Origin of the sequence: Enterobacter sp. Y17, from assembly GCF_019730495.1 — a bacterium.
GTDB lineage: Bacteria > Pseudomonadota > Gammaproteobacteria > Enterobacterales > Enterobacteriaceae > Enterobacter > Enterobacter asburiae_B.
Genome location: NZ_JAASKP010000004.1, coordinates 117,675 through 137,469 on the forward strand (window position 1 = coordinate 117,675; position 19,795 = coordinate 137,469).

Here is a 19,795-nt window from a genome sequence, read left to right on the forward strand (position 1 = left end):
AAAGCCTTTGCTGCCTGCCGGTTAACTGTCTTGCGCACAATACGTACCGCACAGTGTAACAGACAGGATTAAAAATGATTTATGTGATGAAATGAGCAGATAAGCTGCTGTTAAATATGCTTTGTAACAATTTCGACTAGAATTTATACCAGAATTAACTGGTCGAATACGTGCACTTTTTTAGAATACGCTGTTACAAAGACTATCCGAACCTTTGGGAGTACACACAATGCAAGAGAACTACAAAATTCTGGTCGTGGATGACGACATGCGCCTGCGCGCGCTGCTGGAACGTTATCTGACCGAGCAGGGCTTCCAGGTTCGTAGCGTCGCGAACGCTGAGCAGATGGACCGTCTGCTGACCCGTGAATCTTTCCACCTGATGGTTCTCGACCTGATGCTGCCTGGCGAAGACGGGCTTTCTATTTGCCGCCGTCTGCGCAGCCAGAGCAACCCGATGCCGATCATCATGGTGACGGCGAAGGGTGAGGAAGTTGACCGTATCGTCGGCCTCGAAATTGGCGCGGATGACTACATTCCAAAACCGTTTAACCCGCGTGAACTGCTGGCGCGTATTCGCGCTGTGCTGCGCCGTCAGGCGAACGAACTGCCTGGCGCACCGTCGCAGGAAGAAGCCGTCATTGCCTTCGGCAAGTTCAAGCTGAACCTCGGCACGCGCGAGATGTTCCGTGAAGATGAGCCAATGCCGCTCACCAGCGGCGAGTTTGCGGTTCTGAAAGCGCTGGTCAGCCACCCGCGTGAACCGCTTTCCCGTGACAAGCTGATGAACCTGGCACGCGGTCGCGAATACTCCGCAATGGAACGCTCCATTGACGTGCAGATCTCCCGCCTGCGCCGCATGGTGGAAGAAGATCCTGCGCATCCTCGTTATATTCAGACCGTATGGGGTCTGGGCTACGTGTTCGTCCCGGACGGCTCTAAAGCATGAGGCGAATGCGCTTCTCGCCGCGTAGCTCGTTTGCCCGCACCCTGTTGCTGATCGTCACCCTGCTGTTCGTCAGCCTGGTGACGACCTATCTGGTGGTGCTGAACTTTGCGATCCTGCCGAGCCTCCAGCAGTTTAATAAGGTCCTGGCCTACGAAGTCCGTATGCTGATGACCGACAAACTGCAGCTGGAGGACGGCACGCAGCTCGTCGTTCCCCCGGCGTTTCGCCGTGAAATCTACCGTGAGCTGGGCATTTCGCTCTACTCCAACGAAGCGGCGGAAGACGCTGGCCTGCGCTGGGCGCAGCACTACGAATTCCTCAGCCAGCAGATGGCGCAGCAGCTGGGCGGCCCAACGGAAGTGCGCGTTGAGGTCAACAAAAGCTCGCCCGTCGTCTGGCTGAAAACCTGGCTGTCACCCAATATCTGGGTGCGCGTTCCGCTGACCGAAATCCATCAGGGCGACTTCTCGCCGCTGTTCCGCTACACCCTGGCGATTATGCTGCTGGCGATAGGCGGCGCGTGGCTATTTATCCGTATACAGAACCGACCGCTGGTCGACCTGGAGCACGCTGCGCTGCAGGTCGGTAAAGGGATTATTCCACCTCCGCTGCGCGAGTATGGCGCCTCGGAAGTCCGTTCGGTGACGCGCGCGTTTAACCATATGGCGGCAGGCGTGAAGCAGCTGGCGGATGACCGTACGCTGCTGATGGCGGGCGTAAGCCATGACCTGCGCACGCCGCTAACGCGTATTCGTCTGGCGACGGAGATGATGGGGGAAGAGGACGGTTATCTCGCCGAGTCCATTAACAAGGACATCGAAGAGTGTAACGCCATCATCGAGCAGTTCATCGACTACCTGCGCACCGGGCAGGAGATGCCGATGGAGATGGCGGATCTGAACGCGGTGCTGGGCGAAGTGGTGGCGGCGGAAAGCGGCTACGAGCGCGAGATTGATACCGACCTGCAGGCGGGTGAAATTCAGGTACGCATGCACCCGCTCTCCATCAAACGTGCAGTGGCGAATATGGTGGTCAACGCGGCGCGCTACGGCAATGGCTGGATTAAAGTCAGCAGCGGGTCTGAACTCAACCGCGCCTGGTTCCAGGTGGAAGACGACGGTCCGGGCATCAAGCCCGAGCAGCGTAAGCATCTGTTCCAGCCGTTTGTGCGCGGCGACAGCGCGCGCAGCACCAGCGGCACGGGCTTAGGCCTGGCGATTGTTCAGCGTATTATCGATAACCACAACGGACTGCTGGAGATTGGCACCAGCGAGCGTGGTGGACTGAGCATTCGCGCCTGGCTGCCGGTACCGGTGACGCGGGGGCAGGTGAAAGAGGGTTAAAAAAAGGGTGGCAATTGCCACCCTTTTTTGTAGGTCGGGTAAGGTGAAGCCGCCACCCGACAAAATGCGGTCTCTGCGGTCTGATGCCCTCACCCCGGCCCTCTCCCACGGGGAGAGGGAGAAGGACTACAGCTTCGGACCCGCGCTCACCAGCGCAGCACCCGCCGGGGTATCGGTGTACTTCTCGAAGTTCTCGATAAACAGCTTCGCCAGCGATTCTGCTTTCTCGCGCCACTGCTCCGGAGAACCGTACGTGTTGCGCGGGTCGAGGATATGCGTATCCACACCCGGCAGCGACGTAGGGATCGCCAGGTCAAACATCGGCAGCGTGAAGGTTTCGGCGTCGTCCAGAGAACCATCCAGAATGGCGTCGATAATCGCGCGGGTATCTTTGATAGAGATACGTTTGCCGGTACCGTTCCAGCCGGTGTTCACCAGGTATGCCTGCGCGCCGGATGCCTGCATGCGTTTCACCAGCACTTCAGCGTACTGCGTCGGGTGCAGCGACAGGAAGGCCGCGCCGAAGCAGGCGGAGAAGGTTGGGGTTGGCTCCGTCACGCCGCGCTCGGTACCTGCCAGCTTGGCGGTAAAGCCGGAGAGGAAGTGATACTGCGTCTGGCTGGCCGTCAGGCGAGACACCGGAGGCAGCACGCCGAACGCATCCGCGGTCAGGAAAATGACCTTCGTGGCATGACCCGCTTTTGACACCGGCTTCACGATATTGTCGATGTGGTAGATCGGGTAAGAGACGCGGGTGTTTTCCGTTTTCGACGCATCGTCGAAGTCGATGGAGCCGTCGGCACGCACGGTGACGTTTTCCAGCAGCGCATCGCGACGGATCGCGTGGAAGATATCCGGCTCGGCCTCTTCAGACAGGCGAATGGTCTTCGCGTAGCAGCCGCCTTCAAAGTTGAATACGCCGTCGTCATCCCAGCCGTGTTCGTCATCGCCAATCAGGCGACGTTTTGGATCGGTGGACAGGGTGGTTTTCCCGGTACCGGACAGGCCGAAGAATACCGCCACGTCGCCTTTTTCACCGACGTTAGCCGAGCAGTGCATGGAGGCGATGCCCCGCAGCGGCAGCAGGTAGTTCATGACCGAGAACATCCCTTTCTTCATTTCGCCGCCGTACCAGGTACCGCCTATCAGCTGGATACGCTCGGTCAGGTTGAAGGCCACAAAGTTTTCGGAGTTCAGACCCTGCTCTTTCCACTGTGGGTTCGTGCATTTCGCACCGTTCATCACGATGAAATCCGGGGTGAAATCCTGCAGCTCTTCGTCGGTTGGACGAATAAACATGTTTTTCACGAAATGTGCCTGCCAGGCCACTTCAGTGATAAAACGCACGGAGAGACGGGTATCGGCGTTTGCGCCGCAGAAAGCGTCGACAATGAACAGACGCTTGCCGGAAAGTTGATGGGTGACGAGCCCTTTCAGGTGCTGCCAGGTTTCCGGGGAGAGCGGTTTGTTGTCGTTCTTCCCTTTGCCCTTGTCAGCCCACCACAGCGTATCGCGGGTGGTTTCGTCTCGGACGATATACTTATCTTTCGGCGAACGACCGGTAAAAATACCGGTATCGACGGCGATAGCACCAAGATTCGTCAACACACCACGCTCGTATCCTTCCAGTGCTGGATTGAGCTCTTCCTGATACAGCGTATCGTAGTCGGGGTTGTAGACGATTTCCTGGACGTCGTGAATACCATAAGCCTTGAGATCTTGCGGGGTTAAACCAGTAACACGCATATCACTGCTCCTTAGCCAATATGTACTGCCTGAAATTGTAGGGTTTTTCTGAGGTTGTTAACCGCGACGGGGCTCATAGATTTACGCATCTGGACAAAACCCTTACTAACGGAAAACGCTGCGACTCCAGTCACAGCGCAGGCGGATTATCGCAGGAATCGCTTTTTGGTTGGGGAAAATGTTCCGAAAAGGTTAAAGAGTGGTGATTTTATCGGAAAGAATGTGAATGTAATCGCATACACGTAAGAAAATTACGTAAGAGTTACATAAGGAAAACGATTCAGCTTGGGGGGAGTTTTTTTACCCCTCACCCCAGCCCTCTCCCCAAAGGGGAGAGGGGGTTCAAGTTCCCTCTCCCCTTTGGGGAGAGGGTTAGGGTGAGGGGAAAGAGGTTTAGTGAACCTGCGGATCCGCCGGGGAGGCGTTATTGCGGATCTCAGCGATATCCATCGAATTGAACACGTAGTGCGTACCGCAGTAGTCACAGTGCATATCGATTTCGCCGTCTTCCGCCATGATGCTGTCGATCTCTTCATCCGGCAGGGTTTTCAGCGCGCCAGCACAGCGCTCGCGTGAGCAGGTGCACTTAAATTCCACGGACTGCGGATCGTAAACCGTCACTTCTTCTTCGTGGTACAGACGCCACAGCACGTCTGTCGCCGACAGGTTGAACAGCTCTTCCGCTTTGATGGTTTCGGTCAGCGTCGCCAGGTGCTCAAAGTCATTGGTTTGTGCGTCCTGCGCAGGCAGAACCTGCAGCAGCATACCGCCCGCAGCAGGCTGACCGTCCACTTCACCGGTGCGGATGAAGAGACGCGTCGGCAGCTGTTCAGAACGCATGAAGTAATCTTCCAGGCAGGCTGCCAGGGTATCGCCTTCCAGACCCACCACGCCCTGATAGCGCTCGCCTTCCTCAGGGGAGATGGTGATCACCAGGTAGCCATTACCCACCAGCGTTTTGAGGTCTGCATTTTCAGGCACGTCGCCCTGAACGCGCGCCACGCCGCGCATCTGCTGCTGGTTATTGCCGTTGATCACCGCCAGCGTCATCGGGCCGTCACCCTGCAGCTGCACGGTGATATCACCGGCAAACTTCAGCGTCGCCGTCAGCAGGCTGGTGGCAACCAGCAGTTCGCCCAACAGGGTCTTCACCGGCAGCGGGTAGTTGTGGTTTTCCAGAATCTGTTTCCAGGTTTCGGATACGGTGACCAGCTCGCCGCGCACGGCGAATTGTTCAAACAGATAGCGGTGTAATTGGTCGTGTTGGGCCATTTTCATCTCTCGTGCGGGTGAGGTTAATCAGTCTCACCGTGTTTAAATTTCATCAGATCGCGACGCTCTTTTTTATCCGGTCGCCGGTCCGGGTGGGGCATCGTCAGCGCGTTCATTTTGCGCGCCAGCGCGGTCTTCTCGCGCTTTTCAATGCTCTCCGCCGTCTCTTCATAAAGCAGTACGGCTTCCGCTGCAGGTCGACGCTGTTCGGTAATGGCTTTAATCACCACCGTACGTTCATCGTTGCCCTGCCGCAGCGTTAAGGTGGCATTCAGCTCAACCAGCTTGCTTGGTTTGCTGCGCTGGCCGTTGTAATGCACTTTTCCGCCGTCAACCATCTCGCGGGCGAGGGCGCGAGTTTTATAAAAACGCGCTGCCCACAGCCATTTATCCAGTCTTACCCCGTCAGAGGGTTTTTCTTTCATGGCGTCTCCTTCAGGGTCAGTGAGGGGATCATCTGGCGATAGTCGTTCAGTCCAGGGTGGCGCATATAGCTTTTTTCAGCCAGGCCAGAGTCAGGATTGGTCACGCCCAGACAGTAGCGAATGCCAAACCTTGCCGCGGAATCCAGAATGGGCTCGCTGTCATCAATGAACAACGTACGTTCTGGCTGCAAACCCGTCTCTTCCCTTACCGCATGCCACAACCGCTGATCCTCTTTCGGATAACCAAATGTGTGGGTGGAAAGTAATAAATCAAGGTGCGACGCCAGACCGGTATGCTCCAGCTTCACCGCCAGATTATGTGGATGCGCGTTGGTCAACAAAATACGGCGCTTTCCGCTCGCTTTCAGCGCATCCAGAAAGGGCACGGTATCCTCGCGCAGAACGGCGCGCGGGCCCTGGGCGGTGGTCATGGCACAAATATCCAGACCGAGGCGCTCGCTCCAGTAGTCAAGACAGTACCAGTTTAGCGTATGTTGCACCGCACTATATTGCGAACGAATGAATGCCTGCGCTTCTGCCGGGGAGATCCCCTGCTGCTCGCCATAGGTTTCAGGAACCAGCGTTTGCCAGAAATAGTTATCAAAGGCGAGATCGAGCAGCGTGCCGTCCATATCCAGCAGAACGGTATCTACCTCCTGCCAGGCGATATCAAGATGCATTAGGGGGGAACTCCAGCCAGAAGAAACGTGCGCGACAGGGTAGCACAACTTGCCGCGCAACGACGTTATCAGATCAGGCTCTCAGACGAGGGGATCAGCTTTGGATTGAGGCAGTTTTCATAATACTGCTGAATGTCTGCAAGCCGGGTGCGCGAGCGCTGGTAGCGGCGCAGGGCCATAAAGCCGTTCCAGAAAATGGCGATCAGCATCGCGGTCATCAGCAAAGAGGTGCCGATGTAACGCCACAAGCCTGCGCTATCCGGCATCCGGTGCAGGCCGATATGGCGAGTGCCGTTGGCGTCGGTATAAATACTCGTGACAATCCCTTCGGCGCTGAACGGCGTTTGCATCAGCATCTGCGCCAGGCGCTGGAACTGGCTCCACTGCTCCTGTGCCGGGTAGTCATAAAGCGCAACCTGCGGGTAGGGTTGATCGACAAGGTCGCTGCCTTCATCGCTTGCAATCACAAAGCCACCCGGCGCCGGGCTGTTCAGCGCCTGAGCCGCACGGGTGGTCTCGCGCATCATGAACGGCGACGTCGAGGTGGCGACCAGGTTATCCAGCGATTCCGCGCTCACCGGACGCAGCAGCACGTTAACGCCATCCAGTCGTCCCGCTTCGGCGCGTTTTACCAGCGAGTCCCAGTCTTTGCTGTTCCCCAGGTTTACCAGGGCGTTTTTAAGGCGTATGCACTCATCCTGAGAGGAGCATAAATCCTGCGTTTTCAGGACGATGTCACCAAAATCATCCAGCAGAACCATGCCTGATTTCTGAATGGCCGAGCGCAGCGCGGGGCTGACGCGCGAATCATCGTCCGGTTTCGGGTGCAGCTGGCGGTTAACCGTCTGGGTGAGAGCCGTGGCCTTATTCACCACTTCGGATTCCGGCAGCGGCAGCGGCGGCGCGTCGTTCCAGATAATTTGCGAACAGTCGAACGGCATGAACGGCGAGCTCTGACGCGTGTTCCACGCCCCCGGGGTGTGAATATTACACATCCCGGTTCCCTTCAGGCGCAGCGTGTCCCCCACGCGTACACCGGCTTCATCCAGTTTGTTGACGCTTGTCGCTTCAATGGTTTGCGCCCCTTTGATCCATGACAGGGTGAATTTAATGGGCATATCCAGCGGCACGAAAAGCAGCAGCATGGCTAAGACCAGCGCGGCGCCGCCGGCAATGACCGTACTGCGTAGCCAGTGCTGAAGCGGGAAATTTTTCACTTCATCATGCAGAGACAGGAAGCGCCCCTGACGCACAACGTGGCGGTCAAGGTAGATATCAATATCGGTTTTCTGCCCTAAATCCTGTGCGATCCACGGCTGCCAGTGGCGCGGGTAGATCAGGTCGATAATACCGAGCGAAATATTGTTGAGATGCTCCTGATCGTTTTCACCGAACAGGCCCCAGCGCTTTGGGGTACCGCGCAGGCAGTGGATCTCGCGCAACGAGGTTTTAGCCGGTGGAGCAAAGAGACCCCAAAGCCCGCCGGCCAGCAGCAGCACCGCGCCGCCAGCCAGCCAGGGGACAAACACATCCGGCGTCAGCAGGCAGATGAAAAAGAGCAGGAAGGCAGCAACGATCAGAATGGCTTCACGGATGCCGTCCGGGCGGCTCAGGGCGTACTCTTCATGCGTCTCCTGGCGAATGTTCAGCAGTTCGATCTGCTCTGTCTCTTCGCCACGAATGGACGCCTGCGTTGAACTCGCGCGTTCCAGCGCAAAACGCGGGGCTTCCTGAAGGTATTCATTCAGCGTATGGCCGTTAAGCGTGATTACCAGAGGCAACGAATCGGTGTGAATCAGCTCAACGCTGTTTTCGTCATTAATGTATTGCTCCCAGGACGGGGGCAGATGCACTTCGACGGAATCAAGGTAATAGCGCCATTTGTTGGGGTCATCAGTGGTGATGCCATAGCGCGTGATGGAGCGCGTCACGCAGAGCACGGTATCACTTTGCGCATTAAGCTTTAGCGCGACGGGCGCAGCGGTGGCTCCCGTTGGCCCAGGCGTTAACTGAGTACGGTTCAGGATTTCGAGATAGTTTTCAACCGCATCGCGCTCGTCCTGCGTGAGTTTACGCGTGCTCGCACCCGCAAATGCGTTTAAAAAGGGCAGACGATAACGGCGCTGTACGCGGCGCCTGTACAACCACCCTGCAACCAACGCGCCGGCCAGCATAGCAGCGAGAACAATCAAAATGGTGCTCATGCTTTCCCCATCTTACTTATCTTCTTACAGGTGTAGTCAGTAGCACCTTTACATTGAATGAGAGTCTGTGGCTGGCTATCGGCAAGTATGGAGTCGAACTTGAGCATTCTGAAGCGCATCCCAGTGACCAGTGATGATAGCAAAGCCTGTTATGGCGCGATATCAGCAAATTCCTGGAAACATTTCAACCTCTTGACATTTGTTTTGAATTGAGGATTGATCCCTGATACGTTGCACAAATGTAAATAAAGAACGATTGACATTGCCGAAACCGTGCGGCATATCGCACAATAACGCCAGTTCTCACTGCTAAGACCCATCAAGATGAGCAAACCATTACAAAAACCCACCATTCTGAATGTTGAAACTGTCGCCAAATCGCGCCTGTTTAATGTCGAAAGTGTGGACCTGGAGTTCAGCAACGGTGTGCGTCGCGTTTATGAACGTATGCGCCCCTCTTCGCGCGAAGCGGTGATGATTGTTCCCATTGTCGACGATCATCTGATTTTGATCCGCGAATACGCTGTGGGAACGGAATCTTACGAGCTTGGGTTCTCGAAAGGGCTTATCGACCCGGGTGAAACCGTCTTTGAAGCGGCAAACCGCGAGCTGAAAGAAGAGGTCGGCTTCGGTGCGAATGAGCTTTCATTCCTGAAAAAGCTGAGCATGGCGCCGTCCTATTTTTCCAGCAAAATGAATATCGTGGTGGCTGAAGACCTCTATCCTGAATCGCTGGAAGGGGATGAACCGGAGCCGCTGCCGCAGGTTCGCTGGCCGCTAGCGCACCTGATGGATCTGCTGGAAGACCCTGACTTTAATGAGGCTCGCAACGTGAGCGCGCTGTTCCTGGTACGGGAGTGGTTGAAGGGGCAGGGGCGACTGTAGTGGCCTGATGCCCTACTCCAACCCTCTCCCACGGGAAGAGGGAGCAAACACAAAAACGGCAACCAGAGGTTGCCGTTTTGCTTTGTTGTCAGAACAGCTCGTGCGTCTCGCCGTTATCAATAATCTCTGTCCCCACCTCGTGCACCGCCTGCGTGGTTGGCTGCGTGCCCTCGATGAAATACTCTTCGCGACTATTACCGCCGTTGGCGAGTTGACCGGTGCTGCGGTCGATATTAACCGTCACCACGCCTGGCGGTGGCGTTAACGGCTGCTCCGGCACGCCTTCAAGAACGGACTTCATGTAGGCGTCCCAGGCCGGCTGCGCGCTCTTCGCTCCGCCTTCGTAGCCGGAAATCTGATCCTTAATCGCGCCGGATGCCGTTGTACGGCCTAAGTCACGGCGGTGATCGTCGAAACCGATCCAGACCGACGTCACCACGCCCGGACCGTAGCCGGAGAACCACGCGTCTTTCGAGCTGTTGGTTGTCCCCGTTTTACCGCCGATGTCATGACGCTGCAAATCGCGCCCTGCGCGCCAGCCTGTGCCCTGCCAGCCCGGTTCACCGAAGATGTTGGTATTCAGCGCGCTTTTGATCAGGAACGACAGCGGCGTATTGATCACGTGCGGGGCATACTCCGGCGCGCCGGTCTGTGCCACCAGCGACTGGTTAGCCTGCTCAAGCTGCGGCTGCGGCACGACGCCGTTCTGCTGCTCCTGAGACACGGCAGGGTCTTCCATGTCCTTATTCTCAAGCACCTCAGATTTTGGCGTATTGCCATAAATCACCGGAATATCGCAGTCAGGGCAGGCAATTTTCGGCTTCGCTTCGAACAGCACGCCGCCCTGATCGTTCTCGATCTTGCTGATGAAGTACGGGTCAATCAGGAAGCCGCCGTTGGCCATCACCGAGTACCCGCGTGCGACCTGAAGCGGCGTAAACGAGGCGGAGCCTAACGCCAGCGACTCGGTGCGAACGATGTTCTGCGCCGGGAAACCGAAGCGCTGCAGATACTCTGCGGCATAGTCGACGCCCATCGCGCGCATGGCGCGCACCATCACCACGTTTTTCGACTGTCCCAGGCCCTGACGGAGACGAATTGGGCCGGCATACTCCGCAGGAGAGTTCTTCGGCTGCCAGTCGGAACCGGCACCGGCATCCCAGCGGGAGATTGGCACGTCGTTAAGAATGCTGGCGAGGGTCAAGCCTTTATCCATTGCCGCCGTGTAGAGGAACGGTTTGATATTGGAACCGACCTGACGCAGCGCCTGAGTGGCGCGGTTAAATTTGCTCTGGTTGAAATCAAACCCGCCGACCAGGGCCAGGATGGCACCGTTCTGTGGATTGATAGAGACCAGGGCCGAGTTGACGTCCGGCACCTGCGCCAGCCACCAGGATTCGCCTACCTTGCGCACCCAGATTTGCTGCCCGGTCTGGACTGCATCGGTCACTTTACGCGGCGTTGCGCCCTGCAGGGTATCCGAGCGGTAAGGACGCGCCCAGCGGATACCGTCCATACGCAGGGAGACGGACGTACCGTCCGCGAGCGTCGCAACGGCTTCCTGAGGATCGGCCTGCGTTACCACGGCAGGAAGGAGCGGACCATAGGTTGGCAGCGCCTTCAGCGTACTGGTGATTTTTTTGCTGTCCCACGCGCTTTCGCCCACTTTCCAGAGCACGTTTGACGGGCCGCGATAGCCGTGACGCATATCGTAGTCCATCACGTTGTTCCGCACCGCTTCCTGAGCCGCCTGCTGGACCTTACGGGTGACGGTGGTGTACACGCGATAGCCATCTTCGTAGGCCTTGTCACCATAGCGATTCACCATCTCCTGGCGAACCATTTCGGTCAGGTAAGGGGACGCGAAGGCGATCTCAGGGGCGTGGTAGTTAGCGTCAATGACATCGTTACGCGCCTGGTCGTACTCGCTCTGGCTGATGTAGCCTTCGCTCAGCATACGTGACAAAACGACGTTACGGCGCGCGGTGGCGCGATCGAGCGAGTAGAGCGGGTTAAACGTGGACGGCGCTTTCGGCAGACCGGCGATGGTTGCCATTTCGCTTAAGGTGAGCTGCTCAACGGGCTTACCGAAGTACACCTGTGCGGCAGCCCCCACGCCATAGGCGCGGTAACCCAGGTAGATTTTGTTGAGGTACAGCTCAAGGATTTCGTCTTTGCTCAGCAGCTGCTCAATACGGATCGCGAGGAACACCTCTTTGATCTTGCGTATCAGCGTCTTTTCAGGGCTGAGGAAGAAGTTACGCGCCAGCTGCTGCGTAATGGTACTCGCCCCCTGAGAGGCGTGACCAGAGAACAACGCAATGCTCGCGGCACGGAAAATCCCCACCGGATCGACACCGTGGTGCTCGTAAAAACGGCTGTCCTCCGTGGCGATAAAGGCTTTCACCATCACGGGGGGGATTTGGTTTAAGGTCAGCGGAATACGACGCTTCTCGCCATACTGCGCCATCAGCTCGCCATCGGCGCTATAGACTTGCATCGGGATCTGGAGGCGCACATCGCGAAGCGTGGCGACATCAGGTAGCTGTGGCTCAATATATTTGTATAAACCGTAAACCGAGCCTGCTCCCAGCAGAATGCAACAGACTGCAAGGATGAATAAATACTTTACGAACTTCACCGGAGATTTCCCATTTGGTTTCACTTGGGCAGTTTCTAAACAATCGCGCGGTAGTATAAAGGCAAGCCTGATTCATTGATATAGCCGTCAAGACGACGGGCGATAAGGAGATCGTGAAGCATGGCTTTCAAAACATGGCAAACGGGCGTTCATATTCAACAGGATAGGGTGCAGATCGTCGCCCTGGCCCGGGAGAAGTCGGGCTGGTGCTTGCGCCGCTGGTGGGCGATTCCTCTGGCCGAAGGCATCATTCGTGACGGCAAAATTTGTCAGCCAGAACAGCTGGTTGATGCGTTACGCGACTGGCGGAAAACGCTGCCGCACTACCACCGGGTGTTCCTCTCTTTCCCGGCAGCACGCACCCTGCAACGGTCGCTCCCCCGTCCGACCGTTGCGCTGCGCGACAGCGAGCAGCTCTCATGGCTTGGCGCGGCGCTCGCGCGCGAACTGGAGATGTCTGCCGATACGCTCTGTTTCGATTACGCGCAGGATACCTTCAGCAATACCTTTCACGTGACCGCCGCGCAAAACAACGAGGTTGATACCCTACTGGCGCTGGCGAAAACGCTGCGTTTGCGGCTGGTGGCCATTACGCCGGATGCCAGCGCGCTGGCAAATCTTCTTCCTGCGGTGGCGCCAGCGACGTGCGTCGCCTGGCGCGACGATCGGCAGTGGCTGTGGGCGATGCGCCACCAGTGGGGACGCCGCTTTACCACAGAAGCCGAAAGCGTGGCCGAGCTGGCGGCTCTGCTGGCGCTTGGTCCGGATGACATCGCGCTGTTTGATAGCCGACGTGACCCGTGGGAAATCCTGGAGCGCTGCCATGCCCCGCTACCGGACTGCGGCGCTGATTATACCGTTGCGCTGGCGCTGGCCATGAGCGAGGTGCCCGGATGAGCCTCATGAACTTTCTGCCCTGGCGACAGCAGCGGCGCGCACGATGCCTGCGTTTCTGGTGGGCAATGTGTGTCGGCACCGTGCTGTTGATGTTCGCGGTCATTTTCTGCCTGCGGATAAACCCTGTTATGAGGCTGCACGCGCTGCAAACGGAGCTGACGGGAATGCAGACCGTGCAGCACGCGCTTGCCTCCCGGCAGAAACTCGCCTCACAGGCGCAGAAGCCAGCGCAGACACGTCAACAACGCGCATGGCAACCGGTGCTGGAATCCCTTTCCCGCGCCACTCCTTCACAGGTCTGGCTGACAGAGCTTCGCTATCAGCCTCCTGCTCTGATGTTGACCGGGTATGCCATAACCCTGCCAGCCCTGTCTGCTCTGCGCGATGCGCTGGGCCAAATAGCGGGTTTTACGCCCGGAACGGCGGGTGGGCTTCGACAGGACAGCCAGGGGCGCTGGATGTTCACCCTCCATCTTAAAAGCGAGGGGTAACGCATGGATACCTTGTTAGAACGCTGGTGCGAAAGCCGTCCCTGGTATCGGGTGCTTTTCTGGTGTCTGGGGAGCCTCCTGGCAGGACTGGCCGCGTGGGGCACCTTGCTCAGACCGCTAGACAGGCAGTGTGCTGAACGACAGCGACAGCTGATTCAGGACGCGAGGACGAACGCGGCGTTATGGCCTGTCGTCAGAAAGGTGCCGTTTCTTACGGAAACAACGGAAGTACGCGAGCTGACGCCGTTTTCCCCGCTCGATTTTCAGGGCGATAACGCGACGCTGGTTCACTGGAAGCCGCTGCAGAACGGAGGGGAACTGATGCTGGAGGTGGAGTGGCAGGCTCTCCCGGCGCTTTTTTCCCGGCTGGCGCAGCGGGATGTGCAGATCGCCGCTTTCGCGATTGCCCCACTAGGTACAGCGTTGCGCCTGCGGCTGGAGCTGGAACATGCGAAATAGCGCGCGATATTTGCTGGTTTGCTCAGCGCTGCTATTGACCGGCATGCGCGATCCGTTTCGCCCGCCGGACGATCCCTGCGCCATTGGCGAGCTGGCGCAGTGGCGCTATCGCGGCATGGTGGTAGGAGAGCAGGCTATCGGCATTTTACAGGATGGGCAAAAGCGCTGGTACCGGCTGCAAACGCATGAGCGCTTCCCGGCGGGCTGGACGATAACAGCCATAAATGAAACGGAACTGGTTGTTAATGTGGGTGACACATGTGAACCAGGAACATGGACGTGGCAACGAGAAGGAACGAATAAGAATGAATTTACGGATAATGCTGTGGCTGCTGGCGTTCAGCCATCCGCTGTGGGCCGCCGCGCCAAAACCGGTCACGCTGGTGGTGGATGACGTGCCTGTAGTCCAGGTGCTGCAGAGCCTGGTCGCACAGGAGAACCGAAATCTGGTGATATCGCCTGACGTCGGCGGCTCGCTTTCGCTCAACCTGACGCGCGTCCCCTGGCGGCAAGCGTTACAGACGGTTGTCACCAGCGCTGGCCTCGTTTTGCGAGAGGAGGGCGGCATTTTTTATGTTCATACCGCGGCTTGGCAGCGTGAACAGCAGGAGCGCTCAGAACAGGAGCGAACGCGTCGACAGCTTGAGGCGCCGCTGGTTTCTCACAGCCTCGCTTTCTCCTATGCCGATGCCGGAGAGCTGCAAAAAGACGCTGAAAAACTCCTGAGCCCAAAGGGAAGTTTGTCTCTCGACAAACGCACCAACCGGCTGCTGATTCGCGATAACCAGACGGTGGTGGAGACGCTGCAGCGCTGGGCCGCTCAGATGGATATTCCTGTCGAACAGGTCGAGCTGGCGGCGCATATTGTGACCATTAATGAAAAAAGCCTGCGTGAGCTGGGAGTGAAATGGAATCTCGCCGACGCCGCCGACGCGGGAAAGGTTGGCCAGCTCACCACGCTTGGCAGCGATCTTTCCGTCGCCAGCGCCACCAGCCACGTGGGTTTTAACATCGGACGGATCAATGGTCGGCTGCTGGATCTGGAGCTCTCTGCGCTGGAGCAAAAACAGCAGGTCGATATCATCGCCAGCCCGCGGCTGCTGGCCTCGCATATGCAACCGGCCAGCATCAAGCAGGGGAGTGAAATTCCGTATCAGGTCTCAAGCGGTGAAAGCGGGGCAACCTCCGTTGAGTTTAAAGAGGCGGTATTAGGGATGGAGGTCACACCGGTGGTCTTACCGGGTGGGCGCGTGCGCCTGAAATTGCACATCAGCGAAAATATGCCGGGACAGGTTCTGCAGCAGGCTGACGGCGAAACGCTGGCGATCGACAAACAGGAGATAGAAACTCAGGTGGAGGTAAAAAGTGGAGAAACGCTGGCGTTGGGCGGAATTTTTTCGCAGAAGAACAAAACCGGCAGCGACAGCGTGCCTGGGCTGGGAAAAATCCCCTGGCTTGGACAGCTTTTTCGCCACGATGGTAAGGATAATGAACGGCGCGAGCTAGTGGTGTTTATTACACCACGTCTGGTCGGTATTCGCTGACGGGTAACGATCCCCGCAATGATTTTGCATTCAGTTTGTTGCAGATGTTTGACGTGGGGCATGAATTAGCATACAAGGAGTACCGATTTGAGTTGGACTTACGTCTTATTACCTTATGCGCCCGACGCGGTGATTTAATCAGTTGCCAAACAAGCCGGAGTATTGAGATAATTTTTAGTCTGACTCTCGCTCTATTGCATATGAGGTTTCAGTTCATGTCCTGCTACGCTGGGTGTCTGCGAAGCGGGAATTACCATTAACGAATAGTCTTAGTAGTACCGATAAAATGGCAGAGAAACGCAATATCTTTCTGGTTGGGCCTATGGGTGCCGGCAAAAGCACTATTGGGCGTCAGTTAGCTCAACAACTCAATATGGAATTTTACGATTCTGATCAAGAGATTGAGAAACGAACCGGAGCTGATGTGGGCTGGGTTTTCGATGTAGAAGGCGAAGAAGGTTTCCGTGACCGAGAAGAAAAAGTGATCAACGAACTCACGGAAAAACAGGGCATCGTTCTGGCAACAGGCGGCGGTTCTGTGAAATCTCGCGAAACCCGTAACCGTCTCTCCGCCCGTGGCGTAGTGGTCTATCTTGAGACGACCATCGAGAAACAGCTGGCACGTACGCAGCGCGATAAAAAGCGCCCGCTGCTGCAGGTTGAAACGCCACCACGCGAAGTTCTGGAAGCGTTGGCCGATGAACGCAATCCGCTGTATGAAGAGATTGCCGACGTGACCATTCGTACTGACGACCAGAGCGCTAAAGTGGTTGCAAACCAGATTATTCATATGCTGGAAAGCAACTGATTCTGGCTTTATATACACTCGCCTGCGGGTAAAAGCATTAAAGGTGGATGTCGCGTCATGGAGAGGATTACAGTTACTCTCGGGGAACGTAGTTACCCTATCACCATCGCGGCTGGTTTGTTTAACGACCCAGCTTCCTTTTTACCACTGAAAGCGGGTGATCAGGCGATGCTGGTCACCAATGAGACGCTGGCTCCGCTTTATCTCGACCGCGTACGCCACCTGCTTGAGCAGGCGGGCGTAAAAGTCGACAGTGTGATTCTCCCCGATGGCGAGCAGTATAAAAGCCTGACGGTACTGGATACCGTCTTTACCGCATTGCTGCAAAAACCGCACGGTCGCGATACAACACTGCTTGCCCTGGGCGGCGGTGTTGTGGGCGATCTGACCGGCTTTGCGGCCGCAAGCTATCAACGTGGCGTCCGTTTTATTCAAATCCCGACCACGTTGCTGTCCCAGGTCGACTCCTCTGTGGGTGGCAAAACGGCAGTTAACCATCCGCTCGGCAAAAACATGATTGGCGCGTTTTACCAGCCCGCATCGGTGGTGGTGGATCTCGACTGTCTGAAAACCCTGCCGAAGCGCGAACTGGCTTCGGGTCTGGCGGAAGTGATCAAATACGGCATTATTCTGGATGGCGAGTTCTTTAGCTGGCTTGAAGAGAATATGGATGCGCTGCTGTGCCTGGATGAGGCTACACTGGCATACTGCATTCGTCGTTGTTGTGAACTGAAAGCAGAAGTTGTTGCAGCAGACGAGCGTGAAACGGGCTTACGTGCTTTACTGAATCTTGGGCATACGTTTGGCCACGCCATTGAAGCCGAGATGGGTTACGGCAACTGGCTGCACGGTGAAGCCGTCGCGGCCGGTATGGTCATGGCAGCGCGCACCTCTGAACGTCTGGGGCAGTTTAAACCTGAAGAGACGGCACGCATCATTGCGCTGCTTGAGCGTGCAGGTTTGCCGGTAACCGGGCCGCAGGAGATGTCGGCGCAAGCGTATTTACCCCACATGATGCGCGATAAAAAAGTATTGGCAGGTGAGATGCGTCTTGTACTCCCGCTTGCAATAGGGAAGAGTGAAGTGCGCGGCGGAGTGCCGCACGATGTCGTTCTTGGCGCTATCGCTGATTGTCAGCAGGCGTAACAACTAGAAAGGTCAGGCCACTGTCGCAGGTGGTCGTTTAGCTTCAGGTGAAATGCAAAGTCGTTAGCATAAGCCTTTGAGTGGGGTGTTAAATGGATGAATTCAAACCAGAAGACGAGCTGAAACCCGATCCCAGCGATCGTCGTACTGGTCGTTCTCGTCAATCTTCAGAACGTGATAACGAGCCGCAGATCAACTTTGACGATGTTGATCTGGATGCAGACGATCGTCGCCCTTCGCGCAGCCGCAACGCGCACGAAGAGCGAGCAGAAGAGGATTATGAGTCCGAAGAAGATTCAATGGACGAACAGCCTGTAGAGCGTCGCCCGCGTAAACGTAAAAAAGCCGCTGCGCCGAAACCGGCTTCCCGCCAGTACATCATGATGGGCCTGGGCGTTCTGGTGCTTGTGCTGCTGATTGTCGGCATTGGCTCCGCGCTTAAAGCACCGTCAACGAACTCAACCGAGCAAACTGCTTCCGCTGAGAAGAGCATCAACCTGTCCGGTAACGATGCGACCAATCAGGCGAATGGCGCACAGCCTGCACCGGGTACGACTTCCGCAGAGCAGACCGCAGGTAACACCACAGCGCCGCAGGATGTTTCTCTGCCGCCCGTTTCTTCAACCCCTGCTCAGGGTCAGGCACCTGCCACGCCTGAAGGCCAGCAGCGCGTAGAAGTTCAGGGAGATCTGAACAATGCGCTGACGCAGCCGCAGAACCAGCAGCAGGTTGATAACGTCGTGGTTAACTCTACGCTACCAACTGAGCCGGCAACCGTTGCCCCAATTCGCGGCGGTAACGCTCAGCCACAAACGGCTGCGACGGAAACCAAACCGCGCCAGACGCAAACTGCGACGCGTCCTGAACGTAAGCAGGCGGTGATTGAGCCTAAGCGTGAAACCAAACCTCAGGCAGTCGTAAAAGCGCCTGAAGTGAAAGCGGTACCGGCACAGCCGAAACGCACCGAAACGGCTGCGGTGAGCGAGCCTGCTAAAGCGCCAGTCACGCAGACTGCGCCGAAAGCAACGGCAACCACAGCTGCACCTGCAGCAACGGCTCCGGCAGCCACGGCAATAGCCTCCAGTAGCGCCGCAGGCAAAACGGCAGGTAACGTTGGCTCGATGAAGTCTGCGCCATCCAGCAACTACACGCTGCAGCTGAGCAGTTCGTCTAACTATGACAACCTCAACAGCTGGGCGAAGAAATCAAATCTGAAAGACTATGTTGTTTATCAGACGACCCGTAACGGTCAACCGTGGTATGTGCTGGTCAGCGGCGTTTATTCGTCCAAAGATGAAGCGAAACGTGCCGTAGCGGCACTGCCAGCGGATGTTCAGGCAAAAAATCCCTGGGCGAAGCCGATTCATCAGGTTCAGGCCGATCTGAAGTAATGTTTAAAGCGCAGGATGCTGTCGGAGCTTTCTCCACAGCCGGAGAAGGTGTAATCAGTTAGTCAGCATGAAAAAAAATCGCGCTTTTCTGAAATGGGCAGGGGGGAAATACCCCCTGCTCGATGATATTAAAAAGCACCTGCCAAAAGGCGAGTGTCTAATCGAGCCTTTCGTGGGCGCAGGATCGGTGTTCCTGAACACCGATTTTTCTCGTTATATCCTGGCGGATATCAACAACGACCTCATCAGCCTCTATAACATCGTTAAGCTGCGTACCGAAGAGTATGTCGCAGAGGCGCGCAAACTGTTTACGCCGGAGAATAATCAGCCGGACGTTTACTACCAGTTCCGCACTGAGTTTAATCAGAGTCAGGATCCGTTCCGTCGGGCGCTGCTGTTCCTCTATCTCAACCGTCATGGTTACAACGGCCTGTGCCGCTATAACCTGCGCGGGGAATTTAACGTACCGTTTGGTCGCTATAAGCGCCCGTATTTCCCGCAGGACGAGCTGTACCACTTTGCCGAAAAAGCGCAGAACGCAGAGTTTCATTGCCTCTCCTATGAAGAGTGTATGGAGCTGGCAGGCGTAAACTCGGTGGTTTACTGTGACCCGCCTTACGCACCACTGTCTGCAACGGCGAATTTCACCGCTTATCACACCAACAGCTTCAGCCCGGCCGAACAGGTCCGTCTGGCGGAGATGGCAGAAAAGCTGGTCAGCAAAAGAATTCCGGTGTTAATTTCGAATCACGACACGCCTGATACGCGCGAATGGTACAAAGCCGCGAAGCATTTTCAGGTCAAAGTGCGGCGTAGCATTAGCAGCAACGGCGGCACACGTAAAAAGGTGGACGAACTTCTGGCTCTTTATCGCCCCTGAGCCGTTTTGCCCGCCGGTAAACACATTTCAAGGA

18 protein-coding genes are annotated in these 19,795 nt (G+C 56.6%); 12 read left to right on the forward strand and 6 right to left on the reverse strand.

The genetic code is table 11. The features are described 5' to 3' along the window. The first annotated feature begins 229 nt into the window (after positions 1–229). Together ompR and envZ are read left to right on the forward strand one after the other, a co-directional pair. Positions 230–949, forward strand: coding sequence for a two-component system response regulator OmpR (gene ompR / locus HCH49_RS18090; RefSeq protein WP_001157751.1), 720 nt, complete (start codon positions 230–232; stop codon positions 947–949). Further along, positions 946–2,292, forward strand: coding sequence for a two-component system sensor histidine kinase EnvZ (envZ, locus tag HCH49_RS18095; RefSeq protein ID WP_010436407.1), 1,347 nt, complete (start codon positions 946–948; stop codon positions 2,290–2,292). The genes ompR and envZ overlap by 4 nt, the downstream gene beginning before the upstream one ends. 126 nt (positions 2,293–2,418) lie before the next feature. Here envZ and pckA read toward each other — a convergent pair whose 3' ends face one another. The 5 genes from pckA to HCH49_RS18120 form a co-directional block, all read right to left on the reverse strand. Then, the gene (gene pckA, locus HCH49_RS18100) at positions 2,419–4,038 is read right to left on the reverse strand and encodes a phosphoenolpyruvate carboxykinase (ATP) (protein ID WP_023309493.1); all 1,620 of its coding nucleotides are present in this window, start codon (positions 4,036–4,038) and stop codon (positions 2,419–2,421) included. A gap of 393 nt (positions 4,039–4,431) precedes the next feature. Beyond that, complete coding sequence (gene hslO, locus HCH49_RS18105; protein WP_161495995.1) at positions 4,432–5,316, reverse strand: Hsp33 family molecular chaperone HslO; 885 nt, start codon at positions 5,314–5,316, stop codon at positions 4,432–4,434. A gap of 17 nt (positions 5,317–5,333) precedes the next feature. After that, entirely contained in the window at positions 5,334–5,735 is a 402-nt protein-coding gene (hslR, locus tag HCH49_RS18110) for a ribosome-associated heat shock protein Hsp15 (protein WP_029740483.1), read from the reverse strand. Next, a complete protein-coding gene (yrfG, locus tag HCH49_RS18115) occupies positions 5,732–6,415 on the reverse strand; it encodes a GMP/IMP nucleotidase (protein ID WP_217071896.1) in 684 nt (227 codons plus the stop codon). Before yrfG ends, hslR begins: the two co-directional genes overlap by 4 nt. A 68-nt stretch (positions 6,416–6,483) precedes the next feature. Beyond that, on the reverse strand, positions 6,484–8,619 hold the full coding sequence (locus tag HCH49_RS18120) for an intracellular growth attenuator family protein (protein WP_033146817.1): 2,136 nt from the start codon (positions 8,617–8,619) through the stop codon (positions 6,484–6,486). 324 nt (positions 8,620–8,943) lie between these two features. Here HCH49_RS18120 and nudE point away from each other — a divergent pair, with 324 nt between their 5' ends. Beyond that, positions 8,944–9,504, forward strand: coding sequence for an ADP compounds hydrolase NudE (gene nudE, locus HCH49_RS18125; RefSeq protein ID WP_008503041.1), 561 nt, complete (start codon positions 8,944–8,946; stop codon positions 9,502–9,504). An 88-nt stretch (positions 9,505–9,592) separates the two neighbouring features. On the opposite strand, the gene mrcA is transcribed toward nudE, so the two are convergent. Further along, the gene (gene mrcA / locus HCH49_RS18130) at positions 9,593–12,145 is read right to left on the reverse strand and encodes a peptidoglycan glycosyltransferase/peptidoglycan DD-transpeptidase MrcA (RefSeq protein WP_221703158.1); all 2,553 of its coding nucleotides are present in this window, start codon (positions 12,143–12,145) and stop codon (positions 9,593–9,595) included. Between the two features lie 120 nt (positions 12,146–12,265). Here mrcA and pilM point away from each other — a divergent pair, with 120 nt between their 5' ends. The 9 genes from pilM to dam all read left to right on the forward strand — a co-directional run bounded on the left by pilM (position 12,266) and on the right by dam (position 19,761). Continuing rightward, positions 12,266–13,042 carry a pilus assembly protein PilM gene (gene pilM / locus HCH49_RS18135; protein ID WP_221703162.1) on the forward strand — a complete coding sequence of 259 codons (777 nt, stop codon included), beginning with the start codon at positions 12,266–12,268 and terminating at the stop codon, positions 13,040–13,042. Next, positions 13,039–13,533 (forward strand): PilN domain-containing protein, encoded by a 495-nt coding sequence (locus HCH49_RS18140; protein WP_221703164.1) that lies wholly within the window; start codon positions 13,039–13,041, stop codon positions 13,531–13,533. The genes pilM and HCH49_RS18140 overlap by 4 nt, the downstream gene beginning before the upstream one ends. Positions 13,534–13,536: 3 nt before the next feature. Continuing rightward, a complete protein-coding gene (locus HCH49_RS18145; protein WP_087823626.1) occupies positions 13,537–13,992 on the forward strand; it encodes a HofO in 456 nt (151 codons plus the stop codon). Beyond that, positions 13,982–14,386 (forward strand): HofP DNA utilization family protein, encoded by a 405-nt coding sequence (locus tag HCH49_RS18150; RefSeq protein WP_087823625.1) that lies wholly within the window; start codon positions 13,982–13,984, stop codon positions 14,384–14,386. The genes HCH49_RS18145 and HCH49_RS18150 overlap by 11 nt, the downstream gene beginning before the upstream one ends. Next, on the forward strand, positions 14,313–15,536 hold the full coding sequence (gene hofQ / locus HCH49_RS18155; RefSeq protein ID WP_223862645.1) for a DNA uptake porin HofQ: 1,224 nt from the start codon (positions 14,313–14,315) through the stop codon (positions 15,534–15,536). Before HCH49_RS18150 ends, hofQ begins: the two co-directional genes overlap by 74 nt. 286 nt (positions 15,537–15,822) lie before the next feature. Further along, on the forward strand, positions 15,823–16,344 hold the full coding sequence (gene aroK / locus HCH49_RS18160; RefSeq protein ID WP_003861630.1) for a shikimate kinase AroK: 522 nt from the start codon (positions 15,823–15,825) through the stop codon (positions 16,342–16,344). Positions 16,345–16,401: 57 nt separating this feature from the next. Continuing rightward, positions 16,402–17,490 (forward strand): 3-dehydroquinate synthase, encoded by a 1,089-nt coding sequence (gene aroB / locus HCH49_RS18165; RefSeq protein WP_033146810.1) that lies wholly within the window; start codon positions 16,402–16,404, stop codon positions 17,488–17,490. A gap of 92 nt (positions 17,491–17,582) precedes the next feature. Further along, positions 17,583–18,881 (forward strand): cell division protein DamX, encoded by a 1,299-nt coding sequence (damX, locus tag HCH49_RS18170; protein WP_221703165.1) that lies wholly within the window; start codon positions 17,583–17,585, stop codon positions 18,879–18,881. A 67-nt stretch (positions 18,882–18,948) separates the two neighbouring features. After that, entirely contained in the window at positions 18,949–19,761 is an 813-nt protein-coding gene (dam, locus tag HCH49_RS18175) for an adenine-specific DNA-methyltransferase (protein WP_221703167.1), read from the forward strand. Positions 19,762–19,795 lie beyond the last annotated feature (34 nt).